This window comes from Rhizobium gallicum bv. gallicum R602sp (genome assembly GCF_000816845.1).
Classification (GTDB): Bacteria; Pseudomonadota; Alphaproteobacteria; order Rhizobiales; family Rhizobiaceae; genus Rhizobium; species Rhizobium gallicum.
On sequence record NZ_CP006880.1, the window covers coordinates 638,987 to 659,037 of the forward strand.

Here is a 20,051-nt window from a genome sequence, read left to right on the forward strand (position 1 = left end):
CAGTCGCTGTTCGCTTTTTTTGAGAAAGCCTGCCGCACCTCCTCCCGCGGCAGGCTTTTTCGTCTCTGGGCGCTGCTTGAGCATCACGTAGCGATGATAGTGCATGTGAATTATAATTCATGAGATGAATTATATTGACAGGTGCGGCGCATTGCGTATAGCTACCCCTACCGGACTTCGAGGAGGAAATCCGGTCATCACTGCGATCACCGGCGCCGGTCTGGCGCCCTTCGGGCTTTTTTGGGAGGGGCTATGGCCCCGAGGAGGACACTTGCGCACTTTTTTCAGCACGACCGCGATGGCGGTCCTTGCGTCGACGCTCTTTGCCGGTTCCACGGCTGCCGAAACGGAGAACCCGTTCCGCTGCAAGCCGGGCGAAAAATACGTCATGAACGTCATGGTGTCGGGCGTGGAATACTGGTTCCCTGTCTATGAAATGTTCAAGCAGGCCGGCCAGCAGCTCGGCTGTGAGACGGAATATACCGGCACGCCGGAATATGACGTCAACAAGCAGATCGCCACATTCGACCAGGCGTTGGCACAGAACCCGGCCGGCATTCTCGTTCATCCGATGAATTCCGATCCCTTCATTGAGCCAATCAACCGCGCGGTCGACCGAGGTACGGCGGTCGTCACGTTTGCGGCCGACTCGCCGCTTTCCAAGCGCGTCTCCTTCATCACCTCGGACAACACCCGCGAGGGCACCTATGCCGCCGACGCGATCGCCGAGAAGATGGGCGGCAAGGGTGAATATGCGGTTCTCGAAAATCCGGGCCAGGACAACCACGACAAGCGCATCGCCGCCTTCATAGCCCGTATGGAAGAGAAGTGGCCGGACATGAAGCTCGTCGGCCGCGCTGCTTCCAACCAGGACCCGACCAAGGCTTATCAGGGGCTTTCGAGCCTTATCCAGGCCAATCCGAATCTCGGCGCGGTCTTCATGCCCGAAGCCAACTCGGCGATCGGCGCCGCACAGGCAAACAAGGAAAGCGGGGGCAAGGTCCTCGTCATGTGCGCAGATGTCAACGCCAACATCCTCGATATGATCAAGGCCGGTGAAGTCTTCGGCTCGATCAATCCGAACCAGGGCATGCAGGGCTATATGGGCTTCATGCTGCTGTGGTTCGCAGAGCATCCGGAACTGATCGACCCGATGAACGACGCCAAGCGCTCCGGATTCAACCCAATGAGCATCCCGGTCGTCGATAACGGCCTGTCGATTGTGACGGCGAAAAACGCCGACGATTTCTACTGGGACAAGTACCTGAAGCGTCGCGGCACGAAGGGTATCGAGGAATGAGCTTCTGAAAATCGACCATCCGCACCCTTCAGTGCGGATGGTCGTGATGGCGAGGGAGGAAGACGATGGCAGAGCCGGTACTCAGCATTCATGGCGTGACCAAGCATTTCGGGGCGGTGAAGGCGTTGACAGACGTCGATTTCACGCTGGAGCGTGGCGAAGTCCATGCGCTCTGCGGCGAGAACGGCGCCGGCAAATCGACGCTGATGAACATTATCGCCGGCGTGCTGCAGCCGAGCGAAGGTGAAATCCGCGTAGACGGCAAGGTCGTGCGCATATCGTCCCCTGCCGCCGCCCAATCGCTCGGCATCGGGCTCGTGCATCAGGAAATCGCGCTCTGCCCGGATGCGACCGTGGCTGAAAACATGTTCATGGCGGCGACCAACCGCCGCCGTGCCCCCTTCATGAACTATCGCGCGCTGGAGCGCGATGCACAGGCCGTCATGGATCGTCTCGCCGCGATCGACGTCCGCCGCAAGGTCGCGGACCTGCCGATTTCCAGCCAGCAACTCGTCGAGATCGCCAAGGCTCTGACGCTCGACTGCCGCGTGCTGATCCTGGACGAGCCTACCGCGGCGCTGACCGAGACCGAGACGCGGCAGCTTTTTGCAATCATCCGCGACCTTAAGGCGAACGGCATTTCGATCATCTATATCAGCCATCGCATGGCAGAGATTTTCAGCCTGTGCGACTGCGTTACCGTGTTTCGCGACGGCCGCTACGTGTGTACCGACCACATCGCCGACATCACGCCAGACGACGTGGTGCGCCGCATGGTAGGGCGCGAGATCACGCAGCTCTATCCGGACAAGCTCGGTGCGGACGACGCGTCCGGGGAGCCGATCCTCGAGGCCGACAATATTGGTGACGGCGCGCGGTTCCATGATGTGAGTTTCGACCTACGCAAGGGCGAGATCCTCGGGATCGGCGGCCTCATCGGCTCCGGCCGCACGGAAATCGCCGAAGGCATCTGCGGGCTCAGATCGCGCTCGGCGGGCACGGTGCGCCTGCATGGCAAGGCGCAGTCGATCCGCGCCTATTCCGATGCCGTGAAGGCCGGCATCGTCTATCTCTCCGAGGACCGCAAGGGGTCAGGCGTGTTTTTGGAAATGTCCATCGCACAGAACATCTCGGTACTGGACCTTAAGTCATTGACCAATCCGATCGGTCTGCTGAACCGTCGCGCGGAAGCCGCCCTGGCAGAGAATTTCGCGCGTCGGCTTGCGGTGCGCATGGGCGGCATTGAGGCGCCGGTCAAATCGCTCTCCGGCGGCAATCAGCAGAAGGTTGCGCTCGCCAAGCAGCTTGCGGTGAGGCCAAAGGTCATCCTGATGGACGAACCGACGCGCGGCATCGATGTCGGCGCGAAAACCGAAATCCACCGGCTGCTACGCGAGCTTGCGCGGTCGGGCATCGGCATCATCGTTATCTCATCGGAAATGCCGGAACTCCTCGGGCTATGTGACCGTGTGCTTGTCGTCCGGGAGGGGCGCATCGCCGGCGAGCTAGGCGTCGACGAGATGACGGAGGAGGCCGTGATCCGCCTCGCTTCGGGGGTGGGCACGGCAAAGGCGGCAAGCCATGCCGCGTGAGGACAAAGTGGGAGAAACGGGAATGGCAATCGACACCTTGGCGACAGGCGCGCCGAAGACAGCGTCCTTCAAACGCATTGGCACAATGCGCGAGGCGGGGCTGATCGCGATCATCCTCGCGCTGTGCGTGATCATGAGCGTTGCCTCGCCGCACTTCCTGACGCTTGGCAATTTCCGCGCCATGCTGATGAGCTTTTCCGTTGAAGGCATCGTCGTCGTGGGCATGACGATCCTGCTCATCGTCGGCGGCATCGACCTCGCGGTGGGCTCCGTGGTCTGCTTCGCGATGGTGCTCTCGGGCTCGCTCTTCCTCGCCGGGCTCGACCCGTGGACGGCCTCGCTCATCGGCATCCTCGCGAGCAGCACGATCGGTGGAATAATGGGCTTCTTTGTGACGGTCGTGGGTCTCAACCACTTCATCACCTCGCTTGCGGCAATGGTGATCGTGCGAGGCCTTTGCCTCATCATCACAAAGGGCACGCCGCTCTCGCTCTTCACGCTGCCGGCGGGCTTCAAGGCGGTGGGGCAAGGCACGCTTTACGGCGTACCCTATGTCATCTTGATCTTCGTCGCCGTCGTCATCCTGTTCGATTTCCTGCTGCGCCGAGCCACCGCCTTCCGCAAAGTCTTCTATACGGGCAGCAACGAGAAGGCCGCGCTCTATTCCGGCATCAAGACCAATCAGGTGAAATTCTGGGTGACCGTGCTATGCTCGACGCTCGCCGGTGTCGCAGGGGTTATCTACATGTCCCGCTTCGGCGCAGCGACCCCCACCTTCGGCGTTGGCATGGAACTCAATATCATCGCTGCGGCGGTGATCGGCGGCGCCTCGCTCAACGGCGGCTCCGGCACGATACTCGGCGCCATCCTCGGCATCGCGCTTCTATCTGTCGTCACGAGCTCTCTGATCCTGCTCGATGTTTCAGTCTATTGGCAGGACATGATCAAGGGGTGCATTCTGCTCGCTGCCGTTTCCATCGACCATTTCCTGCACAAGCAGAAAGCCGCCTGACATGCCAATTGCAAAATTGAAACCCAAGACGACAGTACCGCGCGAGGAGATTGTCATCGCCCGCCAGATGCACCAGGCGCTCGTCCTTCACTTTATGGAAGGCCTGACGCAGGCACAGATCGCCGGCCGGCTCGGCATCTCGCAAGCCACCGTCAACCGCCTCATCAAACGCGGCCGTCAGCTCGGCCTCGTCGAGATCAAGATCAAGTCCCCGGTCGAGCCGCTGGTCGACATGGAGGAGCGGCTTCTGGCACTCGGCGGCATCAGCCGCGCGATCGTGGTCCCGACCGTCTCCGACAATCCGCAGACCGCGCTCCAGGCAGTCGGGGAGGCGGCCGCTCGCCTCCTGATGGAGGAGCTCGACGACGGCGACACAATCTGCATCACTGGCGGCAAAGGGGTGAGCGCCGTCGTCGCCGGTATGCAGCCACCGCGCCGTTTTGATGTCGAGGTCATTCCGGCAACGGGCTGCGTCCAGGGCAAGCACTATACCGACGTCAACCACGTTTCGACCCTGATGGCCGACCGGCTCGGGGGGCGGTCCTACCAGATCCACGCGCCCCTCTTCGCCGACGATGCCGAGCAGCGGGCGATGCTGATCAACATGCGCTCTGTCGCCGACGTCTTCAAACGGGCGCGCGAGGCAAAGGTGGCGGTGGTCGGCATCGGCTCGATCCTAACGGACGACTCCAGCTATTACGACCTGCATCCCTCCTCGAGTACTGATCGGGTGGCGATCGAGCGCTCGGGCGCAAGTTGCGAATTGCTTGCCCACCTGCTCGATGACCAGGGCCGGGTCTGCGACTACAGCCTCAATCGTTCCCTGGTGTCGCTTACCCTGGCGGAATTCGCCTCGATCCCGATGAAGATCGGCGTCGCCAGCGGCCCGAACAAGGCGGGCCCGATCCTCAGCGTCCTGCGCGGCAACCATCTCGACACGCTTGTCACCGACGAGGCGACCGGGGCACGCATTCTTGAAATTGCATCCAAGGAAGGGGTTTCGGCATGAGCGGCGAACAACTGATCCGCGAGATCGGGCGCTCCGGCGTCAAGGCGTCGGCCGTCGGGCTCGGCACCTGGGCGATCGGCGGTTGGATGTGGGGGGGAACCGACGAGGCGCAGTCCATCGCCGCCATTCAGGCCTCGCTGGAGGCCGGCGTAACCCTGATCGATACAGCGCCCGCCTACGGGCTCGGCCGCTCGGAGGAAATCGTCGGCAAGGCGCTTGCCGGCCGGCGTGATAAGGCCGTGATCGCCACGAAATGTGGCCTCGTCTGGCACACGCAGAAGGGCAATCACTTCTTCGACCAGGACGGCAGGCCGGTTCACCGCTATCTCGGCGGGGACTCGATCGTCCATGAAGTGGAGGATAGCCTGCGCCGGCTCGGCACGGACTATATCGACCTCTACATCACCCATTGGCAGGACGTGACGACGCCGGTCGAGGAGACCGTCGCGGCGCTTCAGGAACTGCAGCGGGCCGGCAAGATCCGCGCCATCGGTGCCAGTAATGTCAAACGGTCCGTGCTTGAGCAGTACATAGCCACTGGCTCGCTTGACGCGATCCAGGAGCGGTACAGCATGATCGATCGAGAGATCGAGGCGGACCTTTTGCCGCTCAGCGTTGCAAACGGCGTATCGACGCTCAGCTATTCCTCGTTGGCGCTCGGGCTGCTTTCGGGCAGCATCGGGCCGAACCGGATCTTCTCCGGCGATGATCAGCGCAAGGACAATGCGCGCTTTTCCGTCGCCAACCGGCAGAAGGCCCGCGATTTCTCCGACGCGATCCGGCCCGTCGCGGAGCGTCACGATGCGAGCATCGCCCAGACGGTGATCGCCTGGACACTGGCGCAGCCTGGTGTGACCTTTGCCCTTTGCGGCGCGCGCAATCCGGCACAGGCACTCGACAATGCCCGGGCCGGCACGCTTCGGCTGTCTCCGGAAGATCACGCGGCCATCGACGCCGCCCTATCGGAAAAGCTGGCCAACATCGACGGATAACGGATTGTCATGATGAACCGCGAACAGACATTGGACGGGCTTCGCCGAAGCCCGAAGGTCGACGTGTGCGTCCTTGGCGGCGGCATCAACGGTCTCAGCGTGTTCCGCGAGCTGGCGCTGCAGGGCGTCAACGTGCTCATCGTGGAAAAGGGCGACTATTGCTCCGGGGCCAGCGCTGGGCTCTCGCGCATGGTGCATGGCGGTCTGCGCTACCTGGAAAACGGCGAGTTCAACCTCGTGCAGGAATCGCTTGTCGAGCGCGACCGGTTGCTGCGCAATGCCCCTCACTATGTCGCCCCGCTGCCGACCATGGTGCCGATCTTCGATATCTTTTCCGGGCTGGCAAACGGCATCGTGCGTTTTCTTGGGCTCACCCGTCGGCCGAGCCGCCGCGGCACCGTCGCCATCAAGGCTGGACTGAGCATCTACGACTTCCTGACGCGCAAGCGCGCCCTGATGCCGCGCCATCAGTTCCGTGGTCGCAAAAGCACGCTTTCGAAATGGCCGGGGCTCAATCCGGCGATCCGCAACTCCGCCACCTATTATGATGCCTGGGTCAGTCACCCGGAGCGCATCGGCATTGAGCTCCTGCGTGATGGGCTCTCGGCCGGCCCGAGCGCTGGGGCCCTGAACTATGCGACGATCGAGCATGCGCCGGCTGGGGAATTTCGGCTGCACGACGGCATTTCGGGCGAAACCTTGGCAATCAAGCCGTCACTGGTCGTCAACGCGACCGGCGGCTGGATTGACATCGCCAATGGCGCGCTCTTTCCTGAGGCAGCTCGTCCCGCGCCGCTGATCGGCGGCACGAAGGGCTCGCACCTCATCATCGACCATGCGGGGCTTCGCGACATGCTCGATGGTCACATGATCTATTACGAGAACGAGGACGGGCGCATCTGCATCCTCTTTCCTTATCTCGGCAAGGTGCTTGTCGGCTCGACGGATATCCGCGTGGACGACCCCGCAACGGTGCGCTGCGAGGCCGACGAGCGGGACTATATCCTGCAATCGCTCGCCTTCGTATTGCCCGGTGTCCGCATCCGCCCGGAAGAGATCGTCTTCCAGTTCGCAGGCGTGCGCCCGCTGCCGGCAAGCAATGACAGCTTCACCGGCCGCATCCCCCGTGACCATTATTGCACCGTTCTCGAAGGCCGCGACGGTGGTCCACCAGTGCTCTGCATGATCGGCGGCAAGTGGACGACCTTTCGTTCCTTCGGCGAACTCGCCGCCGATATGGCGTTGGAACGGCTTGACCGGAGCCGCCGCCTCGACACGGCGGACCGCACTTTCGGCGGCGGACGGGCATTTCCGATAGACCGTAGCGGCTGGATTCGGGACTTGTCGGAATCGACAGGCCTTTCCCTCGATCGCGCCGCAACGCTGTTCGAGCGCTATGGCACGGATGCCAAGGCCGTTGCCCGCTTCGCCGCCGCGGGGCCGGACAACCTCTTGCCTCATGCCGGCTACAGCGCCCGGGAGCTCCTGCATCTCATCCGTACGGAGGCGGTCGAGCATCTGGACGATCTGCTCCTCCGGCGCACGACACTTGCCATCACCGGCGAGCTTTCCCTCGACATGGCCGAGATCGCGCTCGACCTCCTCGCCGACGACAAAGGCTGGCCAGTGCAGCGCAAGGACGAAGAGCGCACCCGTTTTCTCACCCTCATGCGCGAGCGCCACGGCGTCGCGGAGGCAACCCTTTCCGCAAGGAACAAACAAAGGAGTGAACCATGCGAGACAACCGCAAGATCCGGATGAATCGGCTGTTCGGCAACGGCCGTTGCCTGGACGTGGCGATCGATCACGGCGTATGCAACGAACCGTCCTTCCTCGATGGACTGGAGAACATGCCGGCCATCGTGAAGGCGCTCGTCGATGCGAAGCCGGATGCGATCCAGATGAACTACGGCCAAGCCGACCTGCTGCAGGATATATCCGGCAAGGAGAAGCCGGCGCTCGTCATGCGCATCGACATGGGCAACCCCTATAACCGGATCCGCCATCGCGACATGTGGGCGGTGTTGCAGAACGAGGCGGAGCCGCTGATCGGCGCGTTGCAGATGGATGCCGCCTGCGTAGTAGTCAACCTCTTCATGCTGCCGGACGAGCCGGATCTCTTCCGCCAGTGCGTGCAGAACATTTCTCGCGTACGGGCAGACTGCGAAAAGTACGGCGTGCCGCTGATGATCGAGCCGCTCGTCATGCAGCCAGTCACCGAACGCGGCGGCTACATGGTCGATGGCGATGCCGACAAGATCGTCACGCTGACGCGGCTTGCCCGCGAGATGGGCGCGGACATAGTCAAGGCGGATCCGACGGCGAATGCGGAAGACTTTCACCGCGTGGTCGAGGCTGCGCGCTGCCCGGTTCTGGTGCGCGGCGGCGGCAAGGAAGACCTGCGCGCTGTGTTCGCCAAGTCCGCGGCCTTGATGCGGCAAGGCGCGGTGGGCATGGTCTATGGGCGCAACATCTACCAACATGCCAATCCGAGCGCCGTCGTGCGCGGGCTCATGGCGATCGTGCACGACGATGCGAGCAGCGAGGACGCCTTCGCGCTCTATCAGCAGGGATGAAGGCCTAACCGAACCTGGGAGGGGTTGCGAATGGGAGACTATCTTTTAGGGATCGACGCCGGCAACACCGTCATCAAGGCGGTGATCTTCGATCGGACGGGCCAGGAACTGGCGCATGCGGGGGAGGAGGGCCACAGCCGCATGCCATACCCCGGCCATGTCGAGCGCGATCTCGGCGAACTCTGGGCCCATGCCAAGCGTGTCATCCGCACCTGTGTGGACAAGGCGGGTATCGTGGCGGCCGATATTGCGGCAATCGGCTGTGCTGGCCATGGCAACGGGCTTTATGCGCTCGACCGGAACGGCGAACCGCTCCTCGCCATCCAGTCGCTCGACACGCGGGCGATAGGTCTCGTCGAAGAATGGGCGGCGGAAGGCGTGGGCGACCGGACCTATCCGATCGGCCGCCAGCGCCCCTGGCCCTCGCAGACGCCAACGCTTCTTGCCTGGCTGAAGCGGCACAGGCCCGAGCTCTTCGAGCGCATCGGCACGGTGTTCTTCTCCAAGGATTTCGTCGTCAACCGTCTGACCGGCCGTCGCGTCAGCGAGGTCTCCGACATGTCAGGTGCCGGCCTGCTCGATCTCGCCGCCCGCCGGTACGACCGGACGCTGATGGCTGCCTATGGGCTGGCCGACTGCATGGACCTGCTGCCGCCGCTCATCGAAAGCGCCGACATCGCTGGCACCGTGACTGGAGAGGTCGCAGCGCAAACCGGCCTTGCAGCCGGCACGCCTGTCATCGGCGGATTGTTCGACGTCGTCGCCTCAGCACTCGGCTCGGGCGTCTCGCGCACCGGCAGCGCCTCGATCATCGCAGGCACGTGGAGCATCAACCAGGTGATCATCGATCGCCCCGCCCTCGACGGGCCGGTCTTCATGTCCGCGACCTTCGACCGCAGCCGTTACATGGCGATGGAAAACAGCGCGACCTCGGCCGCCAATCTCGAATGGCTGGTACGGGAGTTCTTCGAGGGAGAACATCAGGAGAGCGTATCGCCCTTCGACGCCTGCTGCGCTTTAGCGGCTGCGATCGAACCGGCGTCCGACGATCCACTCTACCACCCCTACCTCTACGGCGCCCAGCAGGACGGCCATGCGCGGGCGGGCTTTTATGGGGTTGCGGGCTGGCATGGCAAGGGGCACCTGGTTCGCGCGCTTCTGGAAGGCGTCACCTTCGGGCATCGCCAGCACATCGAGACGATCCGCAAGGCGGGCGCCATCTTCGACGAGGCCGTGCTGTCGGGCGGCGGATCGCGCAGCCGCCTCTGGCCGCAGATATTCGCCGACGTGCTGGGTATGCCCGTTTCCGTCGCTGTCTCGCGGGAAACGGGCGCATTGGGCGCGGCGATTGCGGCGGGAACGGGCGTCGGCCTCTTTGCAGATTTCACGGAAGGGGCGAATGCCATGGTGCGGGTCGAACGGCACTACAAGCCGAACGATGCGCTGACGGCGCACTACAACAGGCGCTATGCGCTGTACAAGGATATTGCCGAAGCGATGACCCCCCTCTGGCGGCGGCTTTCGGCAACCAAGGACCAGGTGGCGGGAGCTGCGGCATGAACATGCATGGCACTGAAATGCCGGTGGACGAAGGCATCTACGATTTCATCGTCGTGGGTGCCGGCTCGGCCGGATGCGTCCTGGCAAACCGTCTGTCGGCCGATCCGAAGAACCGGGTCCTGCTGCTCGAAGCCGGCGGCTCGGATCGCTACCATTGGGTCCATGTGCCAATTGGCTATCTCTATTGCATGGGCAACCCGCGCACCGACTGGATGATGAAGACGGCCGCGGAAGCCGGCCTCAACGGCCGCGCGCTGAACTATCCGCGCGGCAAGCTGCTTGGGGGCTGCTCGTCGATCAACGGCATGATCTATATGCGCGGCCAAGCCGCCGACTACAACGACTGGCGGCAGGCCGGCAATGTGGGCTGGGGCTGGGACGACGTACTGCCGTACTTCTTGAAGTCAGAAGATAACTATCGTGGCAAGTCCGCCACGCACGGCGCCGGCGGCGAATGGCGCGTCGAACGCCAGCGCCTCTCCTGGCCGATCCTCGACGCCTTTCGCGACGCGGCGGAAGAGCTCGGCATTCCGAAGACCGGCGACTTCAACGACGGTGACAACGAGGGTTCGGGTTATTTCGAGGTCAACCAGCGCGGCGGCGTGCGCTGGAACACAACAAAAGCGTTCCTGCGGCCGGCGATGAAACGCACGAATCTGCGCCTGCTCACAGGTGCCGAAACTGAACGACTTGAATTCAACGGAAAGACGGTCACCGGCGTGCGCTTCCAGCATCGCGGCCGCCTCTGCGTCGCTCGCGCATCCCGAGAAGTCGTGCTATCGGCTGGAGCGATCAACTCACCGAAGATCCTGGAGCTGTCGGGCGTAGGCCGGCCGGAGGTGCTCTCCGCCAACGGAATTCCCATCCACCACGACCTTCCGGGTGTCGGAGAGAACCTTCAGGACCACCTTCAGATCCGCACGATCTTCAAGATAGAAGGCGCGCGCACACTGAACCAACTCTATCACAGTCTCTTCAGCCGCGCCGGCATGGGTTTGCAATATGCCATCAGCCGGTCCGGCCCGCTCTCCATGGCGCCGAGCCAGCTCGGTATCTTTGCCAAGAGTGATCCGGCCGTCGCGACGGCCAATCTCGAGTACCATGTCCAACCGCTCAGCACCGATCGGCTTGGCGAACCGCTCCATCGCTATCCGGCTGTAACGGTGTCCGTCTGCAATCTCCGGCCCGAAAGCCGCGGCACGGTGCATGTGACGACGCCCGACGCGGCGCACCCGCCAGAAATCCGCCCGAATTACCTCTCCACCGGCGGCGACCGGATTCTGGCGGCACAGTCCATCCGCCACGCTCGCAGCCTTATGAAAACGAAGGTGCTGGCGCGCTTCCGGCCGCAGGAAGTCCTTCCCGGTCGGGAGTACGACAGCGACGAGGAACTGATCCGCAGGGCGGGCGACATCGCGACGACCATTTTTCACCCAGTCGGCACGTGCAAGATGGGAAATGACACCTTGGCGGTGGTGGATCCGACGCTGAACGTGCACGGGATCGATAGATTGCGTATCGTCGACGCCTCTATCATGCCGAAGATTGTCTCCGGCAACACGAACTCGCCGGTGATTATGATCGCCGAGAAGGCTTCGGAAATCATTCTGAAGCAGTTGTGACAATAAAATGTGCTTAAGGCCGGCGCTGAAGTTCACGTTCAATCGCAGTGAGCGAGGCTCCAGTTTCGATCCTTTTATGTTGGAGTGGACGGCCCCTGAACGGCATCGAAATGTGCCAGAATGAGCTGTTAAGATCTCAATCGAAGGGGCCGCCCATGGACAAGATTATTCGTATTGGCATGGATACGTCAAAACATGTTTTTCAGTTGCATGGCGTGAATGCTGGAGAGAAGCCGGTCTTGCGTGAGAAAATGCGACGCAAGGAGATGATCGACTTCTTCACGACCTGCCCGCCAACTTTGGTCGCGATCGAGGCCTGTGGTGGTTCGCATCATTGGGCACGGCTGCTCGCCTCATTCGGGCATGAGGTAAAAATGATCGCACCACAACTTGCCAAGCCCTACGTCAAACGGAACAAGAACGACGCAGCTGACGCCGAAGGGCTCTGCGAGGCAATGAGCCGCCCAACGATGCGGTTTGTTCCGGTGAAGACAGCTGATGAACAAGCGGCACTCATGCTGATCAGCGTCCGTACCCGCCTCATCGCCAACCGCACCCAACTCGCCAACGCAATCCGGGGCTACGCCAATGAGTTTGGTGTCTCCGCAGCCAAGGGGCTGGCACATATCCCTATGCTGCTTGAAAGGATACAGGCCGACGCGACTGTGCCAGAGCTCGCACAGGAATTGTTCATGAGCCAGGCCGAGGAATACGCTCAACTGGAAAAGAAGATTGCGGATGTGGAGGCCAAGGTAAAGGCATGGCAGCGTAACGACGAACGCAGCAGACGTCTCAACACCATTCCCGGCATTGGCCCAATCGGTTCGGCTCTTTTGATCATGAAGACACCCGCTCCGGAGCTGTTCCAGTCTGGCCGCCAGTTCGCAGCCTGGATAGGGTTGACGCCAGAAGATCACTCGACCGGCGGCAAGCTGCGGCTCGGTGGTATCACCCGAGCCGGCGATGAAGCTCTGCGGGCCGTCTTGGTGGCAGGAGCAACCGCTGTCATTCATCACGCGCGGCGATCTGGTAAGGCTTCTCAATGGTTGGCGGAACTGCTCAGACGTAAGCCGCCTAAACTGGCAGCTGTCGCACTTGCCAACAAGATGGCGCGCATAGCCTGGAAACTCATGATCTCTGGGCAAACATACAGCGCACAATCAGGAGCAGCTTTGACGGGATGCGCCACATGAAGATTGGCGAGCAAGAACCCTGGATATCCTGATCTTCACCACGTGTTGGTGATACAACAACTTGCAGGATAATAGCAGATGGTGTGATCGATCGATCCGGGACACAGGATACTCCGGAAATCCCTTTGGCTCCTCAAGGCCGCCTTGATGTTTGGGACCTGTGTTGCGGAAACCATCTTGGCCAGCGTTCATGTGCGGACGCAACAACAGGCCGGACATATGGACGCAAGCGATCTGGTCAAATTATCTCGAAATATCTTGCGAGTCGGGGGCCGTCCACATAAGGGGTTTGTATTGGTCGTTTGGGCCGAGTATAAAGCTTTTTCTGCGGCACCGACGCTCACCAACGCTTTGGTCGTCAGACAGCCAAGCGCTTCTTCCTCGGAGCGTGGCTGCCGTTGAAACCGCTTCTCCAATCCCGTGCGGGATTGAGCCTCCATTCAACCATCTAGGTCCGCAGCTGTGCAACGCCTTGTAATGCAGACGGTCACCTCTTATCTTTTGGCAATCACCCACATAATCCCATACCGCGCGGCTTGCGTTCTGATGACGTCGACAATCCGCGTGTCAAAGGGTAGCCGACGTGTGGCCCCCTGTGCTGCTAAGGTACTCGATTGAACAAGACAAGCATTGCTGCCGCGCCTGCGGCCATGAAGGTGCGAGCGCGGTGAGGTCGTCGCTCGGCCGGACAACAACTGGAAGCCGCCCCCCTGCCTTCTCACGCGCAGGGAACTGGAGGCGATCATTGCCAAGCATCGGCTGAACATAAACCACAATGATAAGGAACAAGCAGATGCAGGTCATCGTCATAGACAGCGATCTCGAACAGGCCATCCGCGCGGTGAAAAAGAAGATCCAGTTCCTCGAGATGAAGCCCCTGGGAGCGTCGGGTTCATGAAGGAGCCCTGTCGATTACCTGATGGCAAAAGGTAGTCCGCAAGAAGATGCTGCGCGAGGGCCTCCTGCCTATCGCCATGCGACAAGCGTCTGCCCGTATGATCCCGCCGGCACACTGAGCCGGCAGCCGAAACCTTGAAAGGTCGAACAATGGAAGAATTGCACAGCATAACAATCTCGCATGAGCGGCTCGATGATTGCCGTGATGTCGTCGAGCCTGATCTGAAGGATCTTATCCGCACTACGATCGCTTCTGGCTTCTCGGCCGAGGAAGTTCTTATTGCGATCAGCGAACTGGTGGCAGAAGATTTCGCCGCAGTCGTCAAAACGCCGAGTGTCCACTGACACGCCGGCGAGGAACTGACCATGAGAATTTCGCCGCAAGGAGACTTGTTTGCTGAAGCGGAGACGCGATTGCCCGAGGGATTGCGCTATCAACCCGCCGTCGTTCCCGAGGCGGTCCAGTCGGATCTGCTTCGAGAGATAAGACAATTGCCGCTGAAACCGTTCGACTTTCATGGCTTTGAAGGCAAACGAAAGGTCATCTCCTACGGCTGGAAGTATGACTTCGACAGGGAGCGGGTGAGGCGCATTGACGACGTCCCGCCGTTCCTTTTGCCCGTGCGCACCCTTGCGGCAGATTTCGCCGGTGTTGAACCCGATGGATTGCAACAGGCGCTGATCACCGAATATGCGCCGGGCGCGCCGATCGGCTGGCATAAGGACAAAAAAGTGTTCGGCAGGGTCATCGGTGTTTCATTGCTATCGCCATGTACTTTCAGGTTGAGGCGTCGCGCCGGCCCGAACTGGGAGCGTGTCTCGGTGATTGCCGAGCCGGGCTCCGTTTACCTGCTCTCGGGTCCCGCCCGAAGCGAATGGGAGCACTCCATCCCGCCCGTCGAGCAGCTTCGCTATTCCATTACCTTCCGCGAGATCGGCTGACGGAACCGTGCAGGTTGCCTGAACGACGGCGCGATGATCTGGTTGGCCTTACGGTCTTGAACAGTCGGAGACAACTCCCAATATCAGTTCGTCAGGATCATTGGTGGCATGAAAGGAGGAAGAGATGCCGCTCAACGATGTTCCATGGACCCGGCCGGTGAGGATTCGGCTGCAATGCGGTTTGGAGCGGACCTTCACAGGCGCTTACGACGCGTTGGATTTTCTCGAAAACGAATGGCCACTGCGCCACGGAGAGCGCCATGAACGCGCGCTGAAGACGTGCCGGGGTGCCCTCAACGGAACCATTCCCGCTGTGATCGCGCGCGAGGCATTCCTGGCGGCTTGTCTCGAAGCCGGCATGCCTGCCGTCATGGTCCCGTGGAAGAGAAGGCCGGCCATCCACCCGGCCCGGCCAGTACGGGCAGCCATTGTCTAGGGCGTCAGCGACGGCCTCGTCTCCGAAGAGACGAGGCCTGGTACAAGCTTCCTGTTTTGCGATGATCGGCTGGAGGAACGCCACCATGGAACTTCCAGCTGCCAACCAGCATTTCGCTGTCGGAGCTGTTTTCGGGAACAACCATGGCCAGTGATAAACTATCGACCTATCGATCGAAGCGCGATTTTCAAAGGACGGCTGAGCCCAGCGGTGAAGGGCGCATTGCGCGCAGCAATCGCCCTCGTTTCGTCATCCAGAAACACGACGCGACCCGCCTTCACTATGATCTGAGGCTCGAGTTCGATGGGGTCTTCAAGTCCTGGGCCGTCACGAAAGGCCCGTCTCTCGACCCGCACGACAAGCGATTGGCGGTCGAGGTGGAGGACCACCCACTAGATTATGGCGATTTCGAAGGGACTATCCCGAAAGGCCAGTATGGCGGCGGTACTGTGATGCTATGGGACCGTGGCTATTGGAAGCCGGAAGGAAAGAAGAGCCCGAAGCAAGCTCTGGAAAAGGGCGACTTCAAATTCACCCTTGAAGGCAAACGCCTGCATGGCGGCTTCGTGCTGGTGCGCATGGGCAACGATCGCGAACGTGGTAAGCGAACCAACTGGCTGCTGATCAAGCACCATGACGCCTTCTCGGTCGAGGAGAATGGCGCGGCGATCCTGGAGGAGAATGACACATCAGTCGCCTCCGGCCGAACAATGGAGATGATCGCCGCTGGCAAAGGGCGCAAGCCCAAACCATTCATCGTCGCGGGAGGCGACGTTCAGGCTGATGCGGTCTGGGACAGCCATCAAGGGCTGGCCGCTGACGAGCGAAAATCGGATGTGCGAGCCGGCAAGGCGTCGGTTTCGCCTGTCGACCTGCCTGATTTCGTCGCGCCACAGCTCTGTCAGACCCTGAAGCGCCCTCCCGTGGGCAAGGGCTGGATCCACGAGATCAAGTTCGACGGTTACCGGATCCAGATGCGCGTGCTGGACGGTGAGGCGACACTGAAGACCCGAAAGGGCCTCGACTGGACAGCCAAATATCGCGAAATAGGCGAGGCGGCATCTGCACTGCCCGATTCAATTATCGATGGTGAGATCTGCGCCCTCGACGAGAATGGTGCGCCCGATTTCGCGGCTCTGCAGGCGGCGCTTTCGGAAGGCAAAGCCGGGGATCTCGTCTACTTCGCATTCGATCTTCTCTACGACGGTGGTGAGGATTTGCGATCTCTGTCAGTTGCGGATCGGAAGGCGCGGTTGCAGAGCCTGCTGGCGGAGGCAGGCGACAATCCCCGCATCCGGTTTGTCGAGCATTTCGAGACTGACGGCGACGCGGTCCTCAGATCTGCCTGCAAGCTGTCGCTGGAAGGCATCATCTCAAAACAGGTGGACGCGCCGTACCAATCCGGCCGAACAGAGACCTGGGCCAAATCCAAATGTCGCGCCGGCCACGAGGTCGTGCTCGGCGCTTATGCCAAGACGAATGGCAAGTTCAGATCCTTGTTGGTCGGCGTCTACCACGGCGACCACTTCGTCTATGTCGGCCGCGTCGGTACGGGATATGGCGCGAAGAAAGTGGAAACGCTGCTTCCGAAGTTGAAGGCGCTCGAGACGACGAATTCGCCCTTTACTGGCATCGGCGCGCCGAAGAAGGGGGCGGAAGTGACTTGGCTGAAGCCCGAACTCGTGGCGGAAATCGAATTCGCAGGCTGGACCGCCGACGGCCTTATCCGCCAGGCTGCTTTTAAGGGACTGCGCGATGACAAGCCGGCCAAGGAAGTCGTGGCCGAACGGCCGGCGAATCCTTCTAAAACCGACCTGCCGGGGCCGGCGCTGGTAGCCACGGCGGCCAGGTCGACGCGACGGAAGGGTGTTAAGGCGGACGTGATGGGCGTGCTGATCTCCAACCCGGACAAGCCGCTGTGGCCGGATGCCAATGACAAGGGATCCGTCACCAAGGAAGAGTTGGCCCGCTATTACGAAGCCGTCGGCTCCTGGATGATCGAGCACATCAAAGGGCGGCCCTGCTCCATTATCCGCGCCCCCGACGGGATCGGTGGCGAGCAGTTTTTCCAGCGACATGCCATGCCTGGCACCTCGAGGCTTCTCGAACTGGTCAAGGTCTTCGGTGACAAGAAGCCATATCTGCAGATCGACCGGATCGAGGGTTTGGCTGCCGTCGCTCAGATCGGCGCTGTCGAACTGCATCCTTGGAATTGCGAGCCGCAGCAGCCAGAAGTGCCAGGGAGGCTCGTCTTTGACCTCGATCCTGGTCCGGACGTGCCCTTTTCCACCGTCGTTTCGGCGGCCCGCGATATGCGTGACAGGCTTGAGGAACTCGGCTTGATCAGTTTCTGCAAGACAACTGGCGGCAAGGGCCTTCATGTGGTTACCCCGCTTGCCATCAATAAACGCAAGCCGCTCTCCTGGTCTCAGGCGAAAGCGTTTGCGCATGCCGTCTGCCAGCAAATGGCGCGCGACAATCCCGAGCTCTATCTGATCAAGATGACCAAGAGCTTGAGGAACGGTCGGATATTCCTCGACTATCTGCGCAATGACCGCATGGCGACGGCGGTTGCACCATTGTCACCACGGGCCCGGTCCGGCGCCACCGTCTCGATGCCGCTGACATGGACGCAGGTCAAATCCGACCTCGATCCGAAGCGATTCACGGTCAGAACTGTGCCGGCTCTGCTCGCAAAGACATCGGCTTGGCAGGGCTATTGTGATGCCCAGCGGCCGCTGGAGCAGGCGATTAAGCGTTTGGGCAAGACAACAGCCGCCGCATGAGCGGCATCTGCAATAGCCCTGCTGCCGATCGTATTGCCTTCATGGTCATGGCCTGAGTTGCCGTACCGATGATTTCATGCTGGTATGCCGTACATGCCAATATCCGCTTGAGAAGTGGCTTCACCTCATCACTGACGTGCCGAAGCCGCTCCTCCAGGGAAGCAATCGCCGCCTGTATCATCTCGACGCCTTTCGCGTGAACAGGTTCCGCGAAGCGCTGATCGGTGGCGCCGACTGTGTGATCTATTCCCATCAACAATCCGTCACATCGAAGACGGCCGCGTTGTCCTGGACCTCCCGAAGCCCCTTATAGGAAGCGTGGCGTAGATTGCGGTCATGCGTCCAGCCGCGAAATTCGATCTCGACGATCAGTGTCGGCTGCGCGAAGACGAAGCGCTTGCCCTTAAGCGGAACCACCGGGGTGTTCGTTCTCAGATGATCGAGCGTCTTTTTCAAATACTCGGCATCGCTCCTGGTGAAGCCGGTGCCGACCGACCCGACATAAACCCAGTCGAAGCCCTTCTTGCCGGCCAGTAGCAGACTGCCGATGCCGCCGCGCGCTGACGCCGATTGTTCGTAGCCGATGACGATGAAGCTTTCACTCTGCACGCACTTGATCTTCAGCCAGTCGCCAGTCCGACCGCTGCGGTAAGGTTGATCCCGATGCTTGGCTATGATCCCTTCCAGGCCGACCTGGTATGCGTGCTCAAGGAGATCTTCGGCTGGCAGTTCTATCGCTTCGGAAAGGCGGATCGTCCCATTGCCGCCTTCTGGTATCAGATCTTCAAGAAGGCGCCGGCGCACGGCAAGCTCGGCGCGAGTGAGATCGTGTCCGTCGAGATAGAGAAGGTCGAAGGCGTAGAGGATGGCCTCGCTCGAGATCCGTTTGCCGCCCCGACCTCCGAGCGAACGCTGCAAGGCGCTAAAGTCCGACCGGCCCTGTTCGTCGAGAACAACGGCCTCGCCGTCGAGAATGGCGGTCGTCCCGAGGTCTCTTGCCGCCGCGGCGATCGAAGGAAAGCGGTGGGTCCAGTCATGGCCGCCGCGCGTAATGATGCTCACACCCTTTGGTTCGATATGGATCGCGAGCCGGTAACCGTCCCATTTCACCTCGTAAAGCCAATCCGGTCCCAGCGGAACCACGCTCTTCAGCAGGGCGAGGCAGGGTTCGACGCGCTGCGGCATCGGATCGAAAGGCAGGTTCGGCTGGTCAGGATCGCGCTTTCGGATCGGACGCGACTGGAGTGCAGAATGAGACACGTCGAGCAATGGCAAAGAGGGTCGGCGCGGGCGCGTCATGAGGCTACTGCCTCTCCGAGCGGTTTTCAGCTTCGACCGATTTGCGCAGCGCATCCATGATGTTGATGACGTTGGTTGGCGCCGGCTCTTCCTTGTCCTTGCCTTTCGACTTTGCCCTGGCGGGCTTCTTCATCAGCTTCTTCTTCGCCTCGATGATGTCGAGGAGCTTATCCTGGACAGGGTCGGAGGCCATCTTCGGGTTCCAGTGTTGTGTCTGCTTTTTGATGAGTTGCTGGACCAGGGGCATCAACTCATTGTCGGTCATCTCGTCATCGATCTTCTCGAAGTAGGTCTCTGCGTCGCGGACCTCATCGCCGTAACGCAGCGTCCAGAGCACGATGCCCTTACCGCGCGGCTCAAGCATGACGGCCCGTTCCCGACGCGAGATGACAAGTCTGGAAATACCGACCATATTCTCGGCCGCCATGGCGTCGCGAATGACCGAGAAGGCTTCCTGGCCGACAGGATCGTCCGGCGACAGGTAGTAAGGCGTGTCGAGCCAGATCCATCCAACGCTATCGCGCGGCGCGAACACCTCGATGTCTATGGTTTTGGTGCTTTCGAGTGCAACATTTTCGAGCTCCTCGTCTTCGAGAATGACATAGTCGTTCTCGCCTTTTTGGTAACCTTTGACTTCGTCTTCGTCCTTCACCTCCTTGCCGGTGACGGAATCGACATAGTGGCTCACGACGCGATGCTGGGTTTGCCGGTTCAGAGTGTGGAAGCGCACCTTTTCGTTTTCCGACGTGGCCGGCGTCATTTGTACCGGGCAGGTAACCAGCGAAAGCTTCAGATAGCCTTTCCAGTAAGGGCGGAGAGCCATGGTGTCCTCTTC

At 61.1% G+C, this 20,051-nt stretch carries 16 protein-coding genes; 14 read left to right on the forward strand and 2 right to left on the reverse strand.

The features are described 5' to 3' along the window. Positions 1-271 precede the first annotated feature (271 nt). The 14 genes from RGR602_RS26280 to ligD (RGR602_RS26345) all read left to right on the forward strand — a co-directional run bounded on the left by RGR602_RS26280 (position 272) and on the right by ligD (RGR602_RS26345) (position 17,917). Complete coding sequence (locus tag RGR602_RS26280; RefSeq protein ID WP_040114961.1) at positions 272-1,300, forward strand: substrate-binding domain-containing protein; 1,029 nt, start codon at positions 272-274, stop codon at positions 1,298-1,300. A gap of 65 nt (positions 1,301-1,365) precedes the next feature. Next, positions 1,366-2,892, forward strand: coding sequence for a sugar ABC transporter ATP-binding protein (locus tag RGR602_RS26285; protein ID WP_040114962.1), 1,527 nt, complete (start codon positions 1,366-1,368; stop codon positions 2,890-2,892). Between the two features lie 22 nt (positions 2,893-2,914). Further along, positions 2,915-3,904, forward strand: a complete 990-nt coding sequence (locus tag RGR602_RS26290; RefSeq protein WP_040114963.1) for an ABC transporter permease — start codon at positions 2,915-2,917, stop codon at positions 3,902-3,904. A gap of 1 nt (position 3,905) precedes the next feature. Beyond that, positions 3,906-4,913 (forward strand): sugar-binding transcriptional regulator, encoded by a 1,008-nt coding sequence (locus RGR602_RS26295; protein WP_040114964.1) that lies wholly within the window; start codon positions 3,906-3,908, stop codon positions 4,911-4,913. Next, positions 4,910-5,905, forward strand: a complete 996-nt coding sequence (locus RGR602_RS26300) for an aldo/keto reductase (protein WP_040114965.1) — start codon at positions 4,910-4,912, stop codon at positions 5,903-5,905. The genes RGR602_RS26295 and RGR602_RS26300 overlap by 4 nt, the downstream gene beginning before the upstream one ends. Positions 5,906-5,917: 12 nt before the next feature. After that, positions 5,918-7,666: a glycerol-3-phosphate dehydrogenase/oxidase gene (locus RGR602_RS26305; protein WP_040116489.1), complete on the forward strand. Its 1,749-nt coding sequence runs from the start codon at positions 5,918-5,920 to the stop codon at positions 7,664-7,666. Further along, complete coding sequence (locus RGR602_RS26310; protein ID WP_040114966.1) at positions 7,639-8,481, forward strand: class I fructose-bisphosphate aldolase; 843 nt, start codon at positions 7,639-7,641, stop codon at positions 8,479-8,481. The genes RGR602_RS26305 and RGR602_RS26310 overlap by 28 nt, the downstream gene beginning before the upstream one ends. A 30-nt stretch (positions 8,482-8,511) precedes the next feature. After that, positions 8,512-10,041, forward strand: a complete 1,530-nt coding sequence (locus tag RGR602_RS26315) for an FGGY-family carbohydrate kinase (RefSeq protein ID WP_040114967.1) — start codon at positions 8,512-8,514, stop codon at positions 10,039-10,041. A gap of 2 nt (positions 10,042-10,043) precedes the next feature. Beyond that, a complete protein-coding gene (locus RGR602_RS26320; protein WP_133938328.1) occupies positions 10,044-11,663 on the forward strand; it encodes a GMC family oxidoreductase in 1,620 nt (539 codons plus the stop codon). Between the two features lie 155 nt (positions 11,664-11,818). Further along, positions 11,819-12,856 carry an IS110 family RNA-guided transposase gene (locus RGR602_RS26325; RefSeq protein WP_040114969.1) on the forward strand — a complete coding sequence of 346 codons (1,038 nt, stop codon included), beginning with the start codon at positions 11,819-11,821 and terminating at the stop codon, positions 12,854-12,856. A gap of 1,047 nt (positions 12,857-13,903) precedes the next feature. Continuing rightward, entirely contained in the window at positions 13,904-14,098 is a 195-nt protein-coding gene (locus tag RGR602_RS26330; protein ID WP_040114970.1) for a hypothetical protein, read from the forward strand. A gap of 21 nt (positions 14,099-14,119) precedes the next feature. Then, positions 14,120-14,695, forward strand: a complete 576-nt coding sequence (locus RGR602_RS26335; RefSeq protein ID WP_040114971.1) for an alpha-ketoglutarate-dependent dioxygenase AlkB — start codon at positions 14,120-14,122, stop codon at positions 14,693-14,695. Between the two features lie 124 nt (positions 14,696-14,819). Further along, positions 14,820-15,131 (forward strand): DUF982 domain-containing protein, encoded by a 312-nt coding sequence (locus RGR602_RS26340; RefSeq protein ID WP_040114972.1) that lies wholly within the window; start codon positions 14,820-14,822, stop codon positions 15,129-15,131. Between the two features lie 143 nt (positions 15,132-15,274). Then, positions 15,275-17,917 carry a DNA ligase D gene (ligD, locus tag RGR602_RS26345; protein WP_040114973.1) on the forward strand — a complete coding sequence of 881 codons (2,643 nt, stop codon included), beginning with the start codon at positions 15,275-15,277 and terminating at the stop codon, positions 17,915-17,917. Positions 17,918-18,169: 252 nt separating this feature from the next. On the opposite strand, the gene ligD (RGR602_RS26350) is transcribed toward ligD (RGR602_RS26345), so the two are convergent. Next, positions 18,170-19,216, reverse strand: coding sequence for a non-homologous end-joining DNA ligase (gene ligD, locus RGR602_RS26350; RefSeq protein ID WP_040114974.1), 1,047 nt, complete (start codon positions 19,214-19,216; stop codon positions 18,170-18,172). Positions 19,217-19,220: 4 nt separating this feature from the next. Next, positions 19,221-20,039 carry a non-homologous end joining protein Ku gene (ku, locus tag RGR602_RS26355; RefSeq protein WP_040114975.1) on the reverse strand — a complete coding sequence of 273 codons (819 nt, stop codon included), beginning with the start codon at positions 20,037-20,039 and terminating at the stop codon, positions 19,221-19,223. Between the last annotated feature and the right edge of the window lie 12 nt (positions 20,040-20,051).